This window comes from Coriobacteriaceae bacterium (assembly GCA_025992855.1).
Taxonomy (GTDB): Bacteria; Actinomycetota; Coriobacteriia; order Coriobacteriales; family Coriobacteriaceae; genus Collinsella.
This window is the reverse complement of sequence record DAJPGB010000001.1, coordinates 2,255,966-2,275,555: the sequence shown is the minus strand read 5'-3', so window position 1 is coordinate 2,275,555 and position 19,590 is coordinate 2,255,966. Positions and strand designations below refer to the sequence as shown.

The following is a 19,590-nucleotide window of genomic DNA, read 5'->3' as shown; positions in this document are numbered from 1 at the left end:
GATATTTTAATCCGCTTTCATATTGAAATACCCCGCCAAGCTAAAGTGCTCGGCGGGGCAATTTTCGATTGACGATGCTGCCAGGGGTTGAGTTTTAATATGTCGCGAGTAAGAGGCGTCTGAATTTAGTAATCAAAGAAAATTATTCAATTCGAGCGCTTAGCCAGTACTCTCCATTCGAAGCTACGATTGCGTACGTAATTCCATTTTTGACAGTTGGCGTATCTACGCAGGCAGCACCAACTTCCTTGGCGTCTGAAAACGAAAGTGTTGGATCGATTGCTTGTATAGTTGCCAATGCTGTCGCCGCGGCATAGTCGGAGTTTTCGAAGTACATGACTATGTTTTTGAAGCAGTTTTCGGATCCAAGATAGCTGAGTAGCACCGGGTTACTCGAGTCCGAAAAGAAGCCTCCAATACCGGCAATCTTTGAACCGTTTTTGATCTGAAGTTCGAGCCCCATGCCGCTATCGTCTAGTTCGTAATCCGCATTCATGCTGCTGCAGTTGGGTAGATTTGAAAATTCTTCGTTAAGCCGCTCAATAAAGCCTTTTGGGGAAATTGAAAACTTTCCGTCGCCAAGAAAAGATGTGATTTCCTTCTCGTTGCGGGTGTCAACGACCTCTCCGCATCTCTCGCATTCTCGTATTTCCTTCGAAGTGGCATCTACGTAGTCGACTTCTTTGGTCCACGAGCCCGGTTGGTGTCCGAGTGGCTCCCCTTTCGTTTCGCCGCAACGCTGGCAGGTCTTCGGTGTCGTACAAGTTGCTTCTTCCCATTCGTGCCCGAGAGGTTCTCCCTCGGTTTTGCCGCAACTTTTGCATACACGAGGGCTAGTGCAGGTTGCATTGGCCCATAGTTTGTGACTACAAAACAATTGAGGAAACAGCATGGGCAAACTGAAGATGATGACAACTGCCACGGCGGCTGCGATTGCCGCTCGTTTTTTATTGCCTAATTTATGAATGGCCCGCGTTAGAAGTGAGTCGTTTTCTTCATTTTTGCGTGCGCCGCCATCTTCGTTTGATGGCGTAATTTCAGAGGAGGGGGTGTCGCTAGCACCATCAGAAAACTGCTCGGCTTTGAAATCTGGCTTCCGCTCGTCGGACTCGTTGAGCGCCTTTTCCTCGTCGGGCTCCTTCATCTCGTCATTCATGTTTATCGAGGCTCCTTCCTAGCTATGAATCTGCGATGGGCATTTTTGATAAGCGGAATAGCTGGTGACATAAATATATCCCAGTTTGGGATATATCAAAATGGAATATAGCGTAAACGGCATGAACGTTGATGCTAACAGGACATGCGGAAAATGCCTTTCCCAGATTCGTCGGGAGCAAGGTATCACTCAGGTTGAACTCGCAAAGAAACTGGGGGTACCTCAGTCGTTCATCTCAAAGGTCGAGACCGGGGAACGCAGCCTTAGGGTTTATGAGCAGTTTGTCTATGCGGATGCACTCGGAATTACTGTTGAGACGCTAGTACATAAACTTGGGGCTGTTTTGAGTAACGAAGATAATTAGATGACGCCACGCATCGATCATCAATTAGAAATTAAAACAGAGCTATAGGACGAATGAGATGCTGGGAAGTGCGCCTTTATCAAATAGAAGCCAAAAAATCAGCCCGGCGACTTTCCAAAGCGTAGGTCCCTGTAGCCGCCGTCAGCGAAGCTAACGTAGGGGAGGCCAGGGGCTTTGCCCCCAAATCTTTCCGCAGGACGGCAGGACCCCCGCCGCACGAAGTGCGCAGCGGGGGTCCTGCCATGTCCGAGGACGATTTGGGGGCAAAGCCCCCTGGCCTCCCCGGCGAGTATACGGGACGGCGACTACAGGTATTCGATCTGGGCGCCTTCCGTGTCGCACGTCAGAATATGCGTATCACACTTAGGGAACTGCTCGCGCAGCTTGACCTGCAGGAACTTTGCCACGATGGTGTCGTCAGTCACGGCCATGAGAGTCGAGCCCGAGCCGCTGATCCAGATGGTCTTGGCGCCGCCGTTAAGGCAGGTGTCGCGCACGGCGTTGTAGTCGGGAATCAGACGGCGACGATAGGGTTCCTGGATGCGGTCGTCATTGGCGGCGGCAATCAGGTCGAGGTCACCAGTCTCCAAGCCGCGCGTCATGCCGGCGATGCGGCCCATCTGCCACACGGCGGTGGAGAGTGGAATCTCCTGCGGCACAACCTTGCGCGCCTCGCTCGTATGCACCTCGTAGGGCGGAATCACGGTAATAAAACGCAGGCGATCGCTCACCTCGTAGCGCAGGCACTGGGGGAGCGAATCGGTCGGCGTAAAGGAACAGACGGCGCCGCCCAGGATAGCGGGGGCGACGTTATCGGGATGGCCCTCGACTTCGGTGGCAATGCGAACCAGCTCGGCGCGGTCGACGGTGTGGCCTGTCAGTGCGGCGGCGGCCATAATGCCGGCGACGACGCAGGTGGAGCTGGAGCCCAGGCCGCGGGCGACGGGCACGTCGGTCTGGATGTCGATGGCAACGGGAAAAGCCGGCTCGCCCCATGCAGCCAGTGCATCGACAAAGCTCACGTAGACCAGGTTGTTCTCGTTTTGGAATTCCTCGGGGCAGCCCGTGATGGTGAGTTTGTCGGCGCGCTCGAAGGTGAAGTGCGAGTAGAGGCTGACGGCCATGCCGAGGGTATCGTAGCCAATGCCCAAGTTGGCGCTTGTTGCTGGGACGGTGATCTTGATCATGTGAGTCCTCCTGGCGTGCCTGGCTGTTTAGTTCGCTGCTCGGGCAGTCCTGCGCAAGACGGAAAGCACATTAAGTGCTTTCCTTTGCGTGCGGAACTCGCGACGAACTAAACAGCCAGGCACGCTATGCACGTTCGTCATCATCCCGGTAGGTATCTGATAAAAGAAGGTGCGCCGGCTTTCGCCGGCGCCTTATAAGGGGTTTAGTTGGTTGCTATCTTTTTTGCAGCCTGCTCTACGTAGCTGGCCATCTCATCGACGTCGCAGACGTCTTCGAAGCGGACGGGCTTGGACTCGAGTTCGGCGAGCTGGGCTGGGGCGACCGTGTTGGTTGCCTGCTCGAGCACGCGCATGGCCTCAAAGTCGTCCTCGGGAACGTCGAGGCCCAGGGCATCGCAGCAGGCGCGCGGGAACTTGTAGGGGCTGGCGGTCGAAAGCAGCACGCGGGCCTTGGCGCCCTCGGTGGGGGCGACCTGCTCAAAGACGTGATAGCCGCAAGCGGTGTGCGGGTCGATCACGTAGCCGTTGGCATCCCAGCAGCTCTTGATGGCGGCGCGAACCTCGTCCTCGCTGGCCCAGCCGCAGCCAAATACGCTCTGGATCTTGGCCAGCAGCTCGGCAGGCACCTCGTAGCGACCGGTCTGGGCAAGCTGCTCCATAAGGCCGGCAACGAGCTCGCAGTCGCCGTCGGACAGGAAGTAGAGCATGCGCTCCAGATTAGAGCTAATAAGGATGTCCATCGACGGCGAAATGGTCGTGAAGAACGGACGGTTGCGGTCGTAGACGCCGGTGGTCAGGAAGTCAGCGAGCACGTTGTTCTTGTCGCTGGCCACGACGAGTTTGGCGACGGGCAGACCCATGCGCTTGGCGTAGTAGCCGGCCAGGATATCGCCAAAGTTGCCGGTCGGTACGCAGAACTCCACGGCATCGCCGGCCTCGATGGCGCCGGCGCGCAGCAGCTGCGCATAGGCGGCAAAGTAGTAGACGACCTGCGGCACCAGGCGGCCGACGTTGATGGAGTTGGCGCTCGAAAGCACGGTGCCGGCGGCCTCCAGGCGCTCGGCCAGCTCCTTATCGGCAAAGATGCGCTTGACGGCACTCTGGGCGTCGTCGAAGTTGCCGCGGATGCCGCAGACGGCGACGTTGCCGCCCTCCTGCGTGGACATCTGCAGATTCTGCACGCGGCTGACCTTGCCCTCGGGATAAAAGACGGTGATGCCCGTGCCCGGGGCGTCGGCAAAGCCGGCGAGTGCTGCCTTGCCTGTGTCGCCCGACGTGGCGGTGACGATCATGATGCGCTCGGCGCCGCCGTCCTTGGCGGAAGTGCGGGCCATCAAGCGGGGGAGCATCTGCAGGGCGACGTCCTTGAAGGCGCTCGTGGGACCGCCAAAGAGCTCCATCACATAGGTCTGAGGGGCGTCAGCGCCCGGCGCAGCGTCGAGTTTGACGAGCGGCGTAACCTCTTCACTCGCGAACGTGCCGCGGTATGCCTCGTCGACACACGCCGAAATTTCTTCGGCCGTGTAATCATTCAGTAACATTCCCAACACATCTTGAGCGATTTCAAAGTACGATTTATCTGCAAGCGAGCTGATATCGACCTGCTGGGTGCCGAGCTCGTCCGAGACAAACAAACCCCCGTCGGGAGCGATGCCGGTACGGATTGCCACCTTACTTGAGCACGATAAAGTGCGTCCTCGTGTACTATGATAAGTTCCCATATAACACTGCTCCTCGGATGCCTTGGTCCCAATCGGTGAAACCATGGTATCAGAGCGCGCAAAATAGGTTCGCAGAGGCTTTTTAGAAAGGTAACCTCCAGCCCATGATTAAGATTGCCAAGTTTGGCGGCTCGTCGGTCGCCGACGCCGAACACTTCAAAAAGATCAAGGCCATCGTCGACGCCGACCCTGCCCGCCGTTTTGTGGTGGTTTCCGCCTGCGGCCGCCGCTTTAAGGGCGACACCAAGGTGACCGACCTGCTCTATCTGGTCAATGCGCACGTTAAGTACCACGTGTCGTGTGAGGAGCTGCTCGAGGACATCGGCCAGCGCTATTTTGATATCGCTGATGAGTTGGAGCTCACCTATCCCATCCGTGAGGAGTTCGCGGCCTTTGCCGAGCGCGCCCGCTCGGGCGGCTACTCCACCGAGGAGCTCGTAAGCCGCGGCGAGTACTTTACCGCTCACCTGATGGCCGAGTACCTGGGCCTGCCGTTCCTGGATGCCGCGACGGTCGTGGCGTTCCATCATGACGGTACGCTCAGCATGAACCGCACCGCCGAGCTGGTGCAGGAGTACGGCCAGCAGGGCGGCTTTGTTATGCCCGGTTTCTACGGCGCGACGCGTGAGGGGCAGATCAAGCTGCTCGACCGTGGCGGCGGCGATATTTCCGGCTCGATTCTGGCCAAGTGCCTTGGTGCCGACCTGTACGAGAACTGGACCGACGTTTCGGGCTTCTATTCTGCCGATCCGCGTATTGTTCCCGAGGCTCAGCCCATTGCGCGCGTTACCTACGAGGAGCTGCGCGAGCTTTCGTACATGGGTGCAAGCGTCCTGCACGAGGAGGCCGTGTTCCCCGTGCGCGAGGCAGGCATTCCGCTGGTCATCAAGAACACCAATGCGCCGCAGGACCCCGGCACCATCATTAGCGAGACGGCTGACGAGGGTGAGGCGGAGCCTATCATTACCGGCGTGACCGGCAAGCGCGGCTTTGTCGCCATCAACGTTGCCCGCGACCGCACCAAGCCCCGTGTCGGCTTTATGCGCCGTGCACTTTCGGTGTTCGAACGCTATGACGTTTCCGTCGAGCATATGCCCACCGGCGTCGACCGCTTTGGCGCCGTGGTGCAGGAGCAGGATGTGCACGACTCGCTGTACTCGCTCGTGGGCGACATTCAGCAGGAGGTCGAGCCGCTCGAGATCGAGGTTGTCGAGGGTTTGGCGCTCATCGCGACCGTCGGCCGTAACCTTCGCGGCCGCGCAGGTATCTCGGGCCATCTGTTTGGCATGCTTGGTCAAGCCGGCGTGAGCGTACGTATGATTTCGCAGAGCTGCGACGAGATCAACATCATTATCGGCGTAGAGGAGAAGGACTTCGACCTGGCGATTCGGACCATTTACCGCGCCTTCTCCGACGAGAACGGCATTGTGAAGGTCTCCGACCTGGAGGCTCCCGTGCCGGTCGATCCCGCCCCGGCCGCGCTCCACAAGTAGCTGCTATCCCAGTAGATTTTTGGGACTTGCTTCAAAAACTACGGCGGGGCGTTTCGTTTCGGTTTCGTTTCGACGGGGCGGGTTTCGTGCCCGCCCTGTTCTTGTATACACTGGCAACAATAATCGGCCTGCTCGGCGTGCGGGCAAAAGCCACAGCCTTTAAAGGGGGAAGCATGAAACAGTACACGGTTGCTATTTTGGGCGCGACGGGAGCCGTGGGCACCCAGATGCTTGAGTGCCTCAACGAGCAGGAGTTTCCGGTCGGCAAGCTCAAGCTGCTAGCGAGCGCGCGCTCTGCGGGCAAGACCGTCGAGTTCCGCGGCGAGCAGGTTGTGATTGAGGAGGCTTGCCCCGAGGCCTTTGAGGGCTGCGACATCGTGCTCGGCGCCGCCGGCGACGATATTGCGAAGGAGCTACTGCCCGAGGCCGTCAAGCGCGGCGCCGTCGTGGTCGACAACAGCCACGCCTTCCGCATGGATCCCGAGGTGCCGCTGGTCGTGCCCGAGATCAATGCCGACGACATCAAGTGGCATCACGGCCTTATCGCCAATCCCAACTGCGCGACCATCATCGGCCTGGTTCCCACGTGGCCGCTGCACCAGCTTGCTGGCGTGAAGCGTATGATCGTGTCCACGTATCAGGCAGCTTCGGGCGCTGGCGCTCCCGGTATGGCCGAGCTCGAGGCTCAGCTTGCCGCCCTGGGCCGTGGCGAGGAGATTCCCGAGCCGCGCGCGTTTGCCGCCCAGCTGGCGAGCAACCTGATTCCGCAGATCGGCGGTGTCAAGGAGGAGGGCTTTACCTCCGAGGAGATGAAGTTGCAGAACGAGGGCCGCAAGATCATGCACCTGCCCGAGCTGCGCGTGAACTGCACCTGCGTGCGCGTGCCCGTGCTGCGCTCGCACTCCGAGAGCGTTACGCTCGAGTTTGAGCGCGATATCACGGTGGAAGAGGCCCGTGCTGCGCTGGCTGCCGCTCCGGGAGTGAAACTGGTTGACGACATGAGCGCCGAGGATGCACACGACCGCTTCCCCATGCCGATGGACACCTCCGACCAGGATTTGATTTGGGTCGGCCGTGTGCGTCGCGACATCTCGAACCCCGAGGCCGCGCGCGGCATCACCTTCTGGTGCTGCGGCGACCAAATCCGTAAGGGCGCGGCAACCAACGCCGTCCAGATCGCTAAGCTGCTCTGCGAGTAGTGCGACCTGTCCGGCGGGGTCCGGGCTTAGTTTTCAGAACGTCCTCGACCATGTGTGGCGCCTTGTCCTGCTCCTTCGGAGCTGCGGACAAGGCGCCACACTGGTCTGCGGAGTGTTCTGAAAACTAAGCCCGGCCCCCGCCTGCGGCGACTCGGCTGCGAGCGGCCTGCGATGGAGCCGTTGCTGGTTGGGGCCGCTGGGCTGATGTGGGGGCATGTGGTTGTTGCGGGCCCTAGTCCCGGCGGCGGCCTCGGCGCTTTGCGCCTGCCGCCTTGGGGGGGCTGCGGAGCGCGGCCGGCAGCTGCGGCGCGTTGCGCCTGCTGCCTGCGGGGACTTTGGGGTCGTGCGGCAGCTGGGGCGCTGTCGCGCCTGCTGCCTTGGGTGACTTTGGGGTCGATTGGGGTTGTCTGCACAATTCGCGGTATTATGTTGCGGAGTTTTGAAAGGAGCCGCTGGTGGTCACGACGACGTTTGCCTCGCCTTTGGGCGAAATCTTGCTTGCCGCTGATGGCCGCGGTCTGACGGGGCTTTGGTTTGAGGGGCAGGAACATTTTGGCTCCACGCTTCTCCGGGAAGACTCCGAACATGTTGAAGGCGCCGACGCGGTTTCCGGTATTGGCGGCATGTCGTCGGTGAGTCCGGCAAATGGCGCGGCATCTTCGGTGCTTGAGCGTTCTTGGGCTTGGCTGAATGCTTATTTTGCGGGGCAGGAGCCTCGGTTTACGCCGCCGTTGCATATGATTGGTACGGCGTTTCAGCGCGAGGTTTGGTTTGAGCTGCTTTCTATCCCGCGTGGCGAGGTCGCTACGTATGGTGAGATCGCCCAGCGTGTTGCGGCTCGACATCGTGTACCGGGAAACGAAGCACCCGTTGTGTCTCCCCGTGCCGTGGGGGCCGCGGTCGCGCGTAATCCCATTTCGATTATCGTGCCGTGCCATCGCGTGGTCGCGGCCGACGGCTCGCTTAACGGATATGCCGGCGGCCTCGACCGTAAGGAGTGGCTGCTCCGGCTTGAGGGCGCGTACGAGGAATAACGTTCGAGCACTTTGCATAGCCAAGACGCCGTTTCCGGTTGAGACCACCTGCTTGGACATCCATCTACGCCCGCTTCTGCAGGGCGTAGATCGACTTATCCATGTTGAACAGGTAAGCCACGACGCAGACAATAAAGAACTTCGGCAAGTCGCCAAAGCCGAAGACTTCGCAGCCAATAAGGATCGGCGCGAGCAGCGTATTGGTGGCGCTGCCAAAGACGGCGGCGTATCCCAGCGCGGCGCAAAGCGCGATGGGCATGTCGAGTTGAGCCTCGTTATGGCGACATCTGGGTAACAGAAAGGCCCGCGTTCCTCAGAGGCAAGATAGGCAATTCTGCTTCTGAGGTAGATCTCAATTCTGTCGACCGCATCAAACATTAACTGCCGGAGGGCTCGGTCAAATTCATACGTGTAGATGATGGTTTCGAATGTTGTGCCTTCGCGAAAGATGGTAATCCCGGACTTGCATTTGGTTTTGCAGGGAAACCAGTAGGCCGACAGTTTGTAGTGGCCGACTTCGACCAAAGCTCGCTCGAGTTCGTTTTGATCAGAGCACTTAAGACCCTTGTTTTCTGTCAATAGTGCTATCTGTTCGTTGATGGATATCCGCGACTTCCGGTATTTCATTTAAGCCTCTTGATAGAAAAAGGGCTGGAGTTGCGCATCGTTGAGAGGCTTTCCAGCTTTAGCAAAACAAACTTATAAGATGCGACGGGCCACGTCAGGATAATTACCGGACGGCCTAGGTGGCGGCTGGTTGACTGGCTTAAAACCTAGCGCGTGAAATGACGCTCCATGCTATTCGGCGCGCTTGATAGGATGACGAACCACAGTCTTAAGTTTCTCCGGTGCACTTTTGCGTGGATCGGAGAGATAGATTTCGTGATGGAAACGGGTGTCTGAGAAGTCGGGGACATAGCCCTGCTTGGTCGTGTATTCATTCATAGCGTTTACGGTCGCCGGTTCGTTGTCGTAGGGCCCGGTGTGCATGCATTGAACGCAGAGACCCTCGTCAACTTTAAGCAGCTCGACGGCAGAAAAGTCCAGTTTCTTTTTGGTCGTGGCTTCCGCGACTGCCCAGTCAAAGTCATCTAGGGTGACGAAATCGGGCAGGCGGATGCACGAGATAAAGTTGAAATCGTCCTTGCGTACATAATCGATGTCGCCGCTCGGGGAGTCTTGCCACCAGAATCCCTCGAGCGGCGGTACTACAAAGTCGAAATAGCCCTCGATACTCCTTGAGCCTTTCTTCGACATCTTGACGGTATAGGCGATGCCGTAAAGCAGTGGCAGGGCGTTTTGATACTCGCCACCTTCGGTATTTGGGTCGCCCTTTCCGCGAACGGCAACGTAGCTCATAGGCGGGACAGTTACGATACTCGGCTTGCTTGCAGGTTTGTAGAGCTCCTTGCATTCCTTCTTAAAGTCGAACGCCATGTTGGCCGCCTTTCTGCGTATTGGCCTACTTAGATAGCGGGATCATATCATAGAAACGAACAGCTGTTCGAATAACTTGCTAATGGGTCGGGATGCATGCTTTGCGCTAAACAAATGGCCCCCGAATTCGGCGAAAGCCACTCCGATACTTCGCCGTCCGCCTACACCCGCCATTCCCCCATATAAAACCTGCCAAAATGAACCTGTCCCTTTTTGGTCGGCGTGAAATGGGTAATACTAAAGAGTTATCCGACCAGATGGGAACCGATCGATGGCCTATATCGAATTCAAAGACGTCATCAAAGCATACGGCGAGGGCGATGCCCGCATCCATGCGCTCGACGGCGCGAGCTTTACCGTTGAGCGCGGTGAGCTCGCCATTATCCTGGGTGCCTCGGGTGCCGGCAAGACCACGGCGCTCAACATCCTGGGCGGCATGGATACGGTAACCTCCGGCACCGTGACGGTGGACGGGCGCGACGTGAGCTCCGCCAACGAGGCGCAGCTCGTGGAATACCGCCGCGCCGACGTCGGCTTTGTCTTCCAGTTCTACAATCTGGTCCCCAACCTGACGGCGCTCGAAAACGTCGAGCTCGCGGCGCAAATCTGCCCCGATTCACTCGATGCCGAACAGACGCTTCGCCAGGTTGGCCTGGGCGAGCGCCTGGGCAACTTTCCGGCACAGCTTTCGGGCGGCGAGCAGCAGCGCGTGTCCATCGCCCGCGCACTGGCAAAGAACCCCAAGCTGCTCCTGTGCGACGAGCCCACGGGCGCGCTCGACTATAAAACCGGCAAGCAGATCTTGCAGCTGCTGCAGGATACCTGCCGCAAGCAGGGCATTACGGTCATCATCATCACGCACAACTCCGCGCTCGCGCCCATGGCCGATCGCCTGATTCGCTTTAAGAGTGGTCGCGTGGAGAGCGAGACGGTCCAGCAAAATCCCGTGCCGATCGAGACAATCGAGTGGTAGCGCCCATGGACCAAGATCGCCAAAACAGCCAAAACCACGATACGGAGCACGCAGACCGCGACTGGGAGTTCGCGACCTATCGCACCGCCCAAAGTTCAAACGATATGGTGCCGACGGTATTTCGCCGTGGCATCTACCGCACAATCCGCGGCAGTCTTAAGCGCTTCTTGTCCATCGTGGTCATCACCGCGCTCGGCGTGAGTGTGATGTGCGGCCTTAAGGCGGGTTGTGAGGATCTGTGCGATTCGGTCGATGCCTACTTTGACCAGCAGAATGTCTATGACATTAACGTGCAGTCGACCTATGGCCTTACGCGCGACGATCTTGCGGCTATCCAAGAGGTCGACGGCGTCGAGACGGCCGAGGGCATCTACACCGAGACCGCTTACACCGCCGTGGGCACAACGCGCGAGCGCGTGGTCGTGCAAAGTCTCTCCAAGGAGAACATCGATCAGCCGGTGCTGGTGAACGGCGATTTGCCCGAGAGTGCCGATGAGGTCGCGGTGACTTCGAAGTTCCTGAAGGCTTCGGGCAAAAAGCTCGGCGATACGGTGAGTTTTGCTGCCAATGACGCGAGCTCGTCGAACCAAAACGCCAAGGACCAGTTTGCCGCGGGCGATTACACCATCACGGCCGAGGTTCTCGATCCCACCGACGTGAGCTCCGACTCGACAGTCAACGCCTTTCGCGCTGCTTCGGCTGCGGACTATAAGTTCTATGTGAGCGAGGATGCCGCGACATCTTCTTCCTATTCCGCAGTCCACGTAGTCGTCGAGGGAGCCAAGGACCTCAACTCCTATTCTGATGCCTATACGGCAAGGATTAACGAGGTCAAGGGCAATATCGAGAAGATTCGCGACGAGCGCGAGCAAGCGCGTGCTCAGGAGCTGACGGCCGACACGCCGGCAAGCTTGGATGCGGCCGAGCGTCAGGCGAATATGCTCTTTGGGATTGAACAGGGCAACATCAACCGCATGGCCGAGGGCAGCGACGAACGTGCACAGGCGCAAGCTGACCTGGACCAGCGCCGCGCCGCCGCCGACCAACAGTTTGCCGATGCCCGCGCCGAGCTCTCTGACCTGGGCGAATGCACCTGGTACATCCAGGATCGCGGCAATATCGCAAGCTACTCGAGTGTCGAGAGCGATAGCTCGTCAATTGAGGCCATCGCCACGGTGTTCCCGTTCATCTTCTTTATCGTCGCCGTGCTCATCAGTCTCACCACCGCCACGCGTATGGTTGAGGAGGAGCGTACGCTCATCGGCCTGTATAAGGCGCTCGGTTATTCGCGCGGGCGTATCCTGTCCAAATACGTAGACTACGCACTGTGGGCGTGTCTGATCGGCGGCGTGCTCGGCAACATCATCGGCTTTGTGGGCCTGCCGCTGTTCTTGTTTACGGTGTTCGACGACATGTACTCGCTGCCTCAGATGCTGCTTTCGTACGACATCGTGTCCTCAATCGTCTCGGTGGCGCTGTTTGCCGTGGGCGTGGTGGGCGCCACGATTATCGCCTGTCGTCACGAGATGGCCGAGACCCCAGCCTCGCTCATGCGTCCCAAGGCCCCGCGCGCCGGCTCGCGTATCTTGCTTGAGCGTATCGGCTTTATCTGGCACCGCATGGGCTTTTTGAACAAGGTGGCAGCGCGTAACCTGTTCCGCTACAAAAAGCGTGCCTTTATGACCATCTTTGGCATCGCGGGCTGCACGGCGCTTGTGATTTGCGGCATGGGCATTCGTGATACGTCGGTCGCGCTGTCGCCCAAGCAGTACGGGCATATCACGCGCTATGACTTGCTGGCGGTCGCCAATCCCGACGATTTTTCGCAGACGTGCGCGGCATTGGATGAGCGCAGCGCGGCCAAGGATTCCGACGTGACCGTGACCTCGACCCTGCCGATTATGACCGACAACGTCACCTTTACATTTGGCGGCAAGAGCGAGACCGTGCAGCTGATCGTGATTCCCGACGACCGCACGGGTGACTTGGGCGATTACGTGCGCCTGGAGGATGAGTCCAAAGAACCGCTCGCCCTGCGTGACGGGGACGTGTATTTAAGCAAGAGCTCGCAGCTGGTGCTGGGGATTCAGCCGGGCGATACAGCACACGTCCAGGATTCGTCGCTCAATGTTGCCAAGGTCAAAGTCAGCGACATCTCGCTCAACTATCTGGGCAACACGCTTTACATGACGCAGAGTACCTATGAGCGTGCGTTCGGTCGAAGCGCACGCCTCAACGGCGTCTTTGTGCTGCTTAAGGGTTCGTCGGCCGACCAGATTGCGTTTAGCAAGAAAATTAAGAGCGACGGTTGGCTCACCATCTCGAGCACGGCCGAACATTGGCAGAACTACGAGGCGAACTTTACGATTATCAATTCTGTCGTGGTGCTCGTGACCTTTATGGCGGCGTGCCTATCGTTTGTGGTGGTGTTTACGCTGTCCAACACGAATATCTCCGAACGCGAGCGCGAGCTGGCGACCATTAAGGTGTTGGGCTTCCGTCGCGGCGAGGTGCACCACTACGTCAACAAGGAGACGTTGATTCTCACGGCGATTGGCGCCGCTCTGGGCGTGCCGTTAGGCGGCTTGCTGGCCGAGAGCTTTACCTACATTTTGCAGATGCCGTCGCTGTACTTTGACGTTGAGGTCGAGCCGCTAAGCTACGTGCTCGCCGTGGTGCTTTCCTTTGGCTTTACGTTTATCGTCAATCTCGCCACCAATCGTACCCTCAACAAGATCGACATGGTCGGCGCCCTCAAGAGTGCCGAGTAGCCTGCAAAAAAGGGACAGGTTTATTTTGGCAGGTTTTACCTGGCCAAACGCCGGGCACCTACGGGCGACCCGGCGTTTGCCCCGTTTTTGCTGGGGATGTCTGTCGTTCAGTGCTCTTACTGGCCAATCCAGTGTTGCGCACAGCTCTTAATGTCCTCGGTAAAACCGTCAAGGTCGTCAAGGGTGATCACGCTGTCGATAAGCAAATTGGCTATCTCGCGGTGCATTGTGCTGCGGCGAATGTCGTTTGCAATTACGCCTGAGGACAGCTTGTCTCTATTGAGGCGCTCTTCCAGTGCCCAAAATCTACTGGACGCTTCGCTGTCGCCGTTCAGCATCTCAACGTACTGGCCGATGAGCTTTTCCATATAACGTTCTTGCCATTGGGGAAGCATTTTCTTAAACAGCTTCCAGTCGCTTTCGGCTACGTCGCGCATATGTCCTCCGCTCGTCAAACGGGCTTTCCATTTGCCTTTCATTCTATTTGGTTTTCGCTCGCAGGCATGGATGAGAGGCTCTCTTCAGCCTTCGAGATTGAGCTTGAATGGGTCGTATGCCACAAAACGGGCCTATCTACTACGTTTAATTGGATACCCTCAACCATGCCGGGAAAACGAAAAATAAAACCGCAGGTAGAAGGCCTGTCGATTTTCGAAAAAGGCGGTCATGGTTGGCCCCATCGAGTTAAACGTAGTAGATTGCCCCTTTTCGTGGCGGACCATCAAACGAACGCCGACGCTTGTGCTGTAGCCGCTCCGACCATTCGTAAGTTGCGGTGGAATAGTTCCTAAACTCGACTACTCAAGGCTAAAACCGGAGCTATATCACCGCAACTTAGGGGGATGGGCGGGGGAGTACTAGTTGGGTGCTGCTGTCGGGCTGGGATGGTTTAGGCTCGCTCGCGATGCTTCCATTGTTTGCGGCACCAGCGCATGAGTGCTTTTACGACCGGGATGGTGATGAGGATTACCCAGGCGGGATGGGGTTGTTCCAGGCAGAGCCACATGTAGAGGAACCATGCCTCGGCACTGACTGAATAGACGACATCGATCAGCTTAGATAAGTGGCGTTGGTCGATAAAGTCGCCAAATGCGTAGTAGACGGGAATCAAAAAGACGAGGAAGAGTCCCGCAGCCCATGTGCCGTAGACAATGCCGAGCACCAGATAGGCGAGGGCGACAAGCGCGGGGAAGGGTAATTTGTTCCATGTACGTCCGACCTTGGTGTGGAAATGCTTGCCATGATGGTCGAGCTTGTCGTGTGCTTCCTTCCAGCTGGAGAACGTCTCGCCGTCGATGGTGACGGTGCCGTCGTCATTGGTATGCACGCTATGACCATCGTCCTCAAGCGTATCGACATGCACGCCGTCCGGCCCCACATGCACCTCTTCGCCCTTGCGCTCGTTGGTCACATGGATGCCGTTCCAGCCAACATGGACTTCCTCGCCTTTATTGGGATCAATGACGTGGATGCCGCGCGCGAGGGAAATATCGACAAGTGGTTTGTCGCCGCAATCGGCGTGCTCGGCAGAATCTTCGGCCTCTTTAACCTCATTCACCGTTTCGGTGCTGCCGTCCTCTGAGCTATCGGCATCGCTAGCCGCTTCCCCATACAACAACTCATCCAGTGACACGCCATACAGCGCGGCGAGCGCAATAAGGTTATCGGTATCGGGCGAGGATTCGCTGCGCTCCCATTTACTGACAGCCTGACGACTCACGCCCAGCTGTGCGGCAAGCGCCTCCTGAGAAAGCCCGGCAGCCTTGCGGCGATCAACGAGCCGCTGCGCCATCGCAAGATCCATGGTGGTTCCTTTCGTTTGATGGTCGAATCGAATGAGCCGAGTATGCCGAGAACAACCGGTAGCGACCACCATTTCTAGTTAGAATCTGCTCCAACCCTACCGCAACTATAGGTGGCAACCCCCAACGACCAGCCATTTCATGACAAATGTCAGTGCAAGTAACAGCCAGGAGCCCCTATCATTCCAAAATCTCAGACCAGGCACCCGCAGCAAGAAGACGAATAGCCTCGGCGAGTATATAAGCGAAGGGCCCTCCGGCCTCCGCCTGACGATTTCGATTGGCGACCTTTGACGGAGTCAAGGGAGGAGCCAAATCGAAATACGTCAGGCAGAGGCCGGAGGGCCCGATGGGATCAGTTCCAGCCGAGGCTATTCGTCGCCGAAGCTGATGCCCAACGCCTTGGCCTCGCGCACCAGATCGCTCTGGGGGTCGACATACTTGAGCTTGCCGGCGACCTCCTCGAGCGGCATGTGGCACATCTTGCCGTCGCGCAAGGCAATCATGTAGCCAAACTCGCCACGCAGGCAGCCGAGCGCTGCCTCGACGCCGCACTGAGTCGCAAAGATGCGGTCCTGGGCGTCGGGCTGGCCGCCGCGCTGCGTGTGACCTGGGATGGCGACGCGGGTCTCGCGACCGGTCTTGGCCTCGATCTCCTTGGCGATGTCGTACACGATTGACGGGCTCGTGCGCTCGGCGAGCTTCTTCTTGTACTCCTTTTTGGACAGCGCCGCGTCCTCCTTGGAGATAGCGCCCTCGGCGACGGCCACGATGGTAAAGCGGCTGCCGGTCTCCATGCGATGCTCGATGGTCTTGATGACCTGGTCCATGTCGTAGGGGATCTCGGGGATCAGGATGACGTCCGCGCCACCCGCAACGCCGGCGTACAGCGGGATCCAGCCAACCTTGTGGCCCATGATCTCGATGACGAACACGCGCCCATGGCTCGAAGCGGTGGTGTGGATGTCGTCGATGCACTTGGTGGCGACGTCGATGGCGCTCGTAAAGCCAAACGTCATCTCGGTGCCCCAGGTGTCGTTATCGATGGTCTTGGGCAGAGCGATAACGTTGAGGCCCTCTTCGCGCAGGCGGTTGGCAGTCTTGGTGGAGCCGTTGCCGCCCAGCATAAACAGGCAGTCGAGCTGCAGCTTGTGATAGGTGTGCACCATTGCGGGCACCTTCTCGACGCCGTCGGCCTCGGGAGTGTCCAGACGCTTGAACGGTGTGCGGCTCGTGCCCAGGATGGTGCCGCCGCGGGTGAGGATGCCGCTAAAATCGGCGGGCGTCATGACGCGGAACCTGCTGTAGATAAGGCCCTGGTAGCCGTCCTCAAAACCATAGATCTCGATAGGCTCTTCGCTATTGGTCATAAGCGTTTTGACGATGCCGCGCATGGTGGCGTTGAGCGCTTGGCAGTCGCCGCCACTGGTAAGAAGACCGATCCTAAGCATGATGAATCCTTCCGGGCAAGTTATAACATGCGCATAAGTTTACCCCCGCACACTGTTGATGCGGGGGTAAAACGTGTTAGCTCAAGCGTATGGAAATGTAAGCAACGTCAGGCGAGCGTAAGGACGACGGTGCCAGCTCCTTACAGTGCGAAGGCGTCGACGTCGCCCCAGTGGCGGCGCAGCGTAATAGCGGCAGCGGGTTCGGTATTGTCAAAGACGACCGACCATTGCGTGTTGCTGGTGATGTCTTCCGGATTGGGCTCTTGCGCCGCAGCGCGTAGGGCCTTCCAAGCGACTGCCTCGTCCTGGGCACCGACATGGGCGTCAAGGACATCGGCGATTGCGACGGCGCGCTCTTTACCATGGCCCAGCTCGCCATTCTTTTGGTTGGGCAGCACTTCGTCACCATAGCAGGCGTAGAAGTTCGTAACCTGGCGTACAGGAGTCACTTTGCATGCACGGTCGGGGTCGCGCGGATCCCACTCCACCACCCGCGCGTCACCGGCGGCGTCGTTGATAAAGAAGTGGTAATCGCGTCCTGCCATGGCGTGCATGTCGTAGGCGGAAAGCAGGTCGACAGCTTCTTGCGTGGTGGCGGCACGGTCGAGCACCAGACGGATGGCGAGTGAGGTATTGATGACGGGGCGTTGCGCGTCCTGGTCACAGGGCTTGGAATCCAGAGTGAGTACGGCAATGGACACGCCGCATTCGTTAACACCGTCGAGCTGGGCAAACGGGCCCATGAGTGCGGCGGCACGTCCGGCGACGGAGTCAAGCGGAGTGTTATCGCCCAGGTTGTTAAGGGCGGCAAACCCGATGGAGGCATAGCCGTCGCGTGGGTGATTGCGCACCAGCAGTGCCGAGGTGTCGTCCTTAAAGTCGTAATTGCGACCGGTGCGCACGCGGCCTTCGGCATCTACGGCGACAAAAGCGCTGCAGGCAAACTGGGGCGCCTGGACATGTACCGGCACACCGGGCAGCACCTGCGCCACCACGGCATCGATGTAGGCCTGGTCGTCGCGCACGCCAGCGGCGATGATGCGATCAAGATCGTAGTCGTAGGCGATGTCGATTGCGTACAGGTCATAGCTATCCGCGTAGCCGGTCAAGCGTTTGAGCGACGCGGCGGACTTGATTTGCTTGCGGTAAACGATACCGGTGGCAGCGGCAAGGCCGACGGCGACTCCCGCGACACCGCAGGCGATGGCAATGTTACGTGGCTTCATGACGGCTCCTCTCGTCCTGTTAGCGTAATTGTCGCAAAAGGAGCGCGGGCATGATGGCTCAACTTGGTGAGCGGCGCGGGATTAAACATGGAATGAAGAGTGCGGCGCTGGCGTGGCGGGGTATGCTGGAGGGGACCATCAACCCAGCGAAAGGGGAGAGCATGACGGATCAGGAAACGCCCGAGCGCGCGCATGTGACGGCCGACGATATCGAGGCCGCCAACGACCTCATCGACTTTATCGAGGCATGTCCCAGCATGTTCCATACGGCGGCGACCATTATGGCCGAGCTCGACGAGGCGGGCTTTACCTACCTGCCCGAGAACGCGGCGTGGGACATCGAGCCGGGCGGGCGTTATTACACGCAGCGCAATGCCTCGAGCGTTATTGCCTTTAAGGTGGGCGAGGACCTGACCGCGACGTGGGGCGAGGACGGCGTTGCCGGTGACTATCATTTTCAGCTCACGGCGTCGCACAGCGATTCGCCGACGTTTAAGGTCAAGGCCGTGCCCGAGCTCGACGGCGCAGGCGAGACGCTGCGCCTGAACACCGAGGCCTACGGCGGCATGATCGACTACACCTGGTTCGACCGCCCGCTGGCGCTCGCGGGCCGCGTGTTGGTACGCGAAGGCGACCGTATTGAGAGCCGCCTGCTTGCCACCGAGCGCGAAGTCGCGATTATCCCGAGCCTTGCCATCCATATGAACCGCGGCGTTAACGAGGGCTTTGCGCCCAACCGCGCCGTCGACCTGTGCCCGCTCATCAGCGCCGGTGAGCTTAAGCAGGGCGATTTTGATGCCCTGGTTGCCGACGAACTGGACGTTGAGCCCGAGCAGATCCTGAGCCGCGATCTGTTCCTGGTCAACCGCCAGGATGCGCGCATTTGGGGCTGGGCTGACGAGTTCATCTCGACGCCCAAGCTCGACGACCTGGCCTGCGCCTACACCTCACTGCAGGCATTTTTGGGTGCCGAGAACGCGCGCGACGTCTCGGTCTTCTGCTGCTTTGATAACGAGGAGGTTGGTTCCGAGACCAAGCAGGGCGCCATGTCGACGTTCTTGGCCGACGCACTGCGCCGCATCAACGGATCGCTGGGCTTTGACGACGAGTCGTACCATCGTGCACTTGCTGCCTCGATGCTCGTGAGCTGCGACAATGCGCATGCCGTGCACCCCAACCACGCCGAGAAGTGCGACGCCCGCAATCAGGTTGTGCTCAACGGCGGTATCGTTATCAAGGAAGCCGCCAACCAGCATTACTGCACCGATGCCTTTAGCCGCGCAGTGTTCCAGGCTATTTGCGATGACGCCGACGTGCCCACGCAGGCCTTCGCCAACAAGAGCGATATGGCGGGTGGCTCCACGCTTGGCAACCTGTCGAACATGCAGGCGAGCATGCATGCCGTGGACGTGGGCCTGCCGCAGCTGGCCATGCACTCAAGCTACGAGACCGGCGGCGTACGCGACGTGATGTACGCCATTCGCGCCCTCACGGCTTTCTACGAGCGAAACCTAACCATCAACGGCGCCGAAAGCGTGGAGCTCTAAAACCTGCTAAAAGGGACAGGTTTATTATGCAGGTTTTATCTGGGCAAATGCCGCAAAGCCAACAGCTGGACAGAATTGTTATGACACCGCAGGTTGAGCAAGCGTCAGCGAGCGATGTCCAGAGCGAACAAGTTGGCATGAAAAAGGCAAGGCATAGACCTTCTGGTCATGCCTTGCCTTTTGAATGACAAATTGTCGCTCTGGGCGGCGCGTAGCGTCGACCGGTCCG

16 protein-coding genes are annotated in these 19,590 nt (G+C 58.7%); 7 read left to right on the top strand and 9 right to left on the bottom strand.

Annotated features, from left to right (window positions below):
* Positions 1-142: 142 nt before the first annotated feature.
* On the bottom strand, positions 143-1,156 hold the full coding sequence (locus tag OIL88_09725) for a hypothetical protein (protein ID HJI72633.1): 1,014 nt from the start codon (positions 1,154-1,156) through the stop codon (positions 143-145).
* Positions 1,157-1,277: 121 nt separating this feature from the next.
* Between OIL88_09725 and OIL88_09720 the strand changes: the two genes are divergently transcribed.
* Positions 1,278-1,520 (top strand): helix-turn-helix domain-containing protein, encoded by a 243-nt coding sequence (locus OIL88_09720; protein HJI72632.1) that lies wholly within the window; start codon positions 1,278-1,280, stop codon positions 1,518-1,520.
* A gap of 305 nt (positions 1,521-1,825) precedes the next feature.
* On the opposite strand, the gene thrB is transcribed toward OIL88_09720, so the two are convergent.
* Together thrB and thrC are read right to left on the bottom strand one after the other, a co-directional pair.
* On the bottom strand, positions 1,826-2,707 hold the full coding sequence (thrB, locus tag OIL88_09715; GenBank protein HJI72631.1) for a homoserine kinase: 882 nt from the start codon (positions 2,705-2,707) through the stop codon (positions 1,826-1,828).
* Positions 2,708-2,910: 203 nt separating this feature from the next.
* Positions 2,911-4,428 carry a threonine synthase gene (gene thrC, locus OIL88_09710; protein ID HJI72630.1) on the bottom strand — a complete coding sequence of 506 codons (1,518 nt, stop codon included), beginning with the start codon at positions 4,426-4,428 and terminating at the stop codon, positions 2,911-2,913.
* Positions 4,429-4,532: 104 nt separating this feature from the next.
* Between thrC and OIL88_09705 the strand changes: the two genes are divergently transcribed.
* From OIL88_09705 to OIL88_09695, 3 genes are all read left to right on the top strand, one after another.
* A complete protein-coding gene (locus OIL88_09705; protein ID HJI72629.1) occupies positions 4,533-5,921 on the top strand; it encodes an aspartate kinase in 1,389 nt (462 codons plus the stop codon).
* A 173-nt stretch (positions 5,922-6,094) separates the two neighbouring features.
* Complete coding sequence (locus tag OIL88_09700) at positions 6,095-7,120, top strand: aspartate-semialdehyde dehydrogenase (protein ID HJI72628.1); 1,026 nt, start codon at positions 6,095-6,097, stop codon at positions 7,118-7,120.
* A 455-nt stretch (positions 7,121-7,575) separates the two neighbouring features.
* The gene (locus tag OIL88_09695) at positions 7,576-8,154 is read left to right on the top strand and encodes a methylated-DNA--[protein]-cysteine S-methyltransferase (GenBank protein HJI72627.1); all 579 of its coding nucleotides are present in this window, start codon (positions 7,576-7,578) and stop codon (positions 8,152-8,154) included.
* 64 nt (positions 8,155-8,218) lie between these two features.
* On the opposite strand, the gene OIL88_09690 is transcribed toward OIL88_09695, so the two are convergent.
* Positions 8,219-8,413 carry a chloride channel protein gene (locus OIL88_09690; GenBank protein HJI72626.1) on the bottom strand — a complete coding sequence of 65 codons (195 nt, stop codon included), beginning with the start codon at positions 8,411-8,413 and terminating at the stop codon, positions 8,219-8,221.
* A gap of 539 nt (positions 8,414-8,952) precedes the next feature.
* Positions 8,953-9,591, bottom strand: coding sequence for a GyrI-like domain-containing protein (locus OIL88_09685; protein HJI72625.1), 639 nt, complete (start codon positions 9,589-9,591; stop codon positions 8,953-8,955).
* Between the two features lie 271 nt (positions 9,592-9,862).
* Between OIL88_09685 and OIL88_09680 the strand changes: the two genes are divergently transcribed.
* Both OIL88_09680 and OIL88_09675 read left to right on the top strand, forming a co-directional pair.
* On the top strand, positions 9,863-10,564 hold the full coding sequence (locus OIL88_09680) for an ABC transporter ATP-binding protein (protein ID HJI72624.1): 702 nt from the start codon (positions 9,863-9,865) through the stop codon (positions 10,562-10,564).
* Positions 10,565-10,569: 5 nt separating this feature from the next.
* Positions 10,570-13,335: a hypothetical protein gene (locus OIL88_09675; GenBank protein HJI72623.1), complete on the top strand. Its 2,766-nt coding sequence runs from the start codon at positions 10,570-10,572 to the stop codon at positions 13,333-13,335.
* A gap of 116 nt (positions 13,336-13,451) precedes the next feature.
* Here the strand turns inward: OIL88_09675 and OIL88_09670 are convergent, their stop codons facing one another.
* The 4 genes from OIL88_09670 to OIL88_09655 form a co-directional block, all read right to left on the bottom strand.
* Complete coding sequence (locus tag OIL88_09670; GenBank protein HJI72622.1) at positions 13,452-13,772, bottom strand: hypothetical protein; 321 nt, start codon at positions 13,770-13,772, stop codon at positions 13,452-13,454.
* A gap of 452 nt (positions 13,773-14,224) precedes the next feature.
* A complete protein-coding gene (locus tag OIL88_09665) occupies positions 14,225-15,139 on the bottom strand; it encodes a helix-turn-helix domain-containing protein (protein HJI72621.1) in 915 nt (304 codons plus the stop codon).
* Positions 15,140-15,508: 369 nt separating this feature from the next.
* Positions 15,509-16,588, bottom strand: coding sequence for a 6-phosphofructokinase (locus OIL88_09660; GenBank protein HJI72620.1), 1,080 nt, complete (start codon positions 16,586-16,588; stop codon positions 15,509-15,511).
* Between the two features lie 140 nt (positions 16,589-16,728).
* Positions 16,729-17,814 carry a linear amide C-N hydrolase gene (locus OIL88_09655; protein HJI72619.1) on the bottom strand — a complete coding sequence of 362 codons (1,086 nt, stop codon included), beginning with the start codon at positions 17,812-17,814 and terminating at the stop codon, positions 16,729-16,731.
* A gap of 161 nt (positions 17,815-17,975) precedes the next feature.
* Between OIL88_09655 and OIL88_09650 the strand changes: the two genes are divergently transcribed.
* On the top strand, positions 17,976-19,361 hold the full coding sequence (locus OIL88_09650; GenBank protein ID HJI72618.1) for a M18 family aminopeptidase: 1,386 nt from the start codon (positions 17,976-17,978) through the stop codon (positions 19,359-19,361).
* Positions 19,362-19,590: the final 229 nt, after the last annotated feature.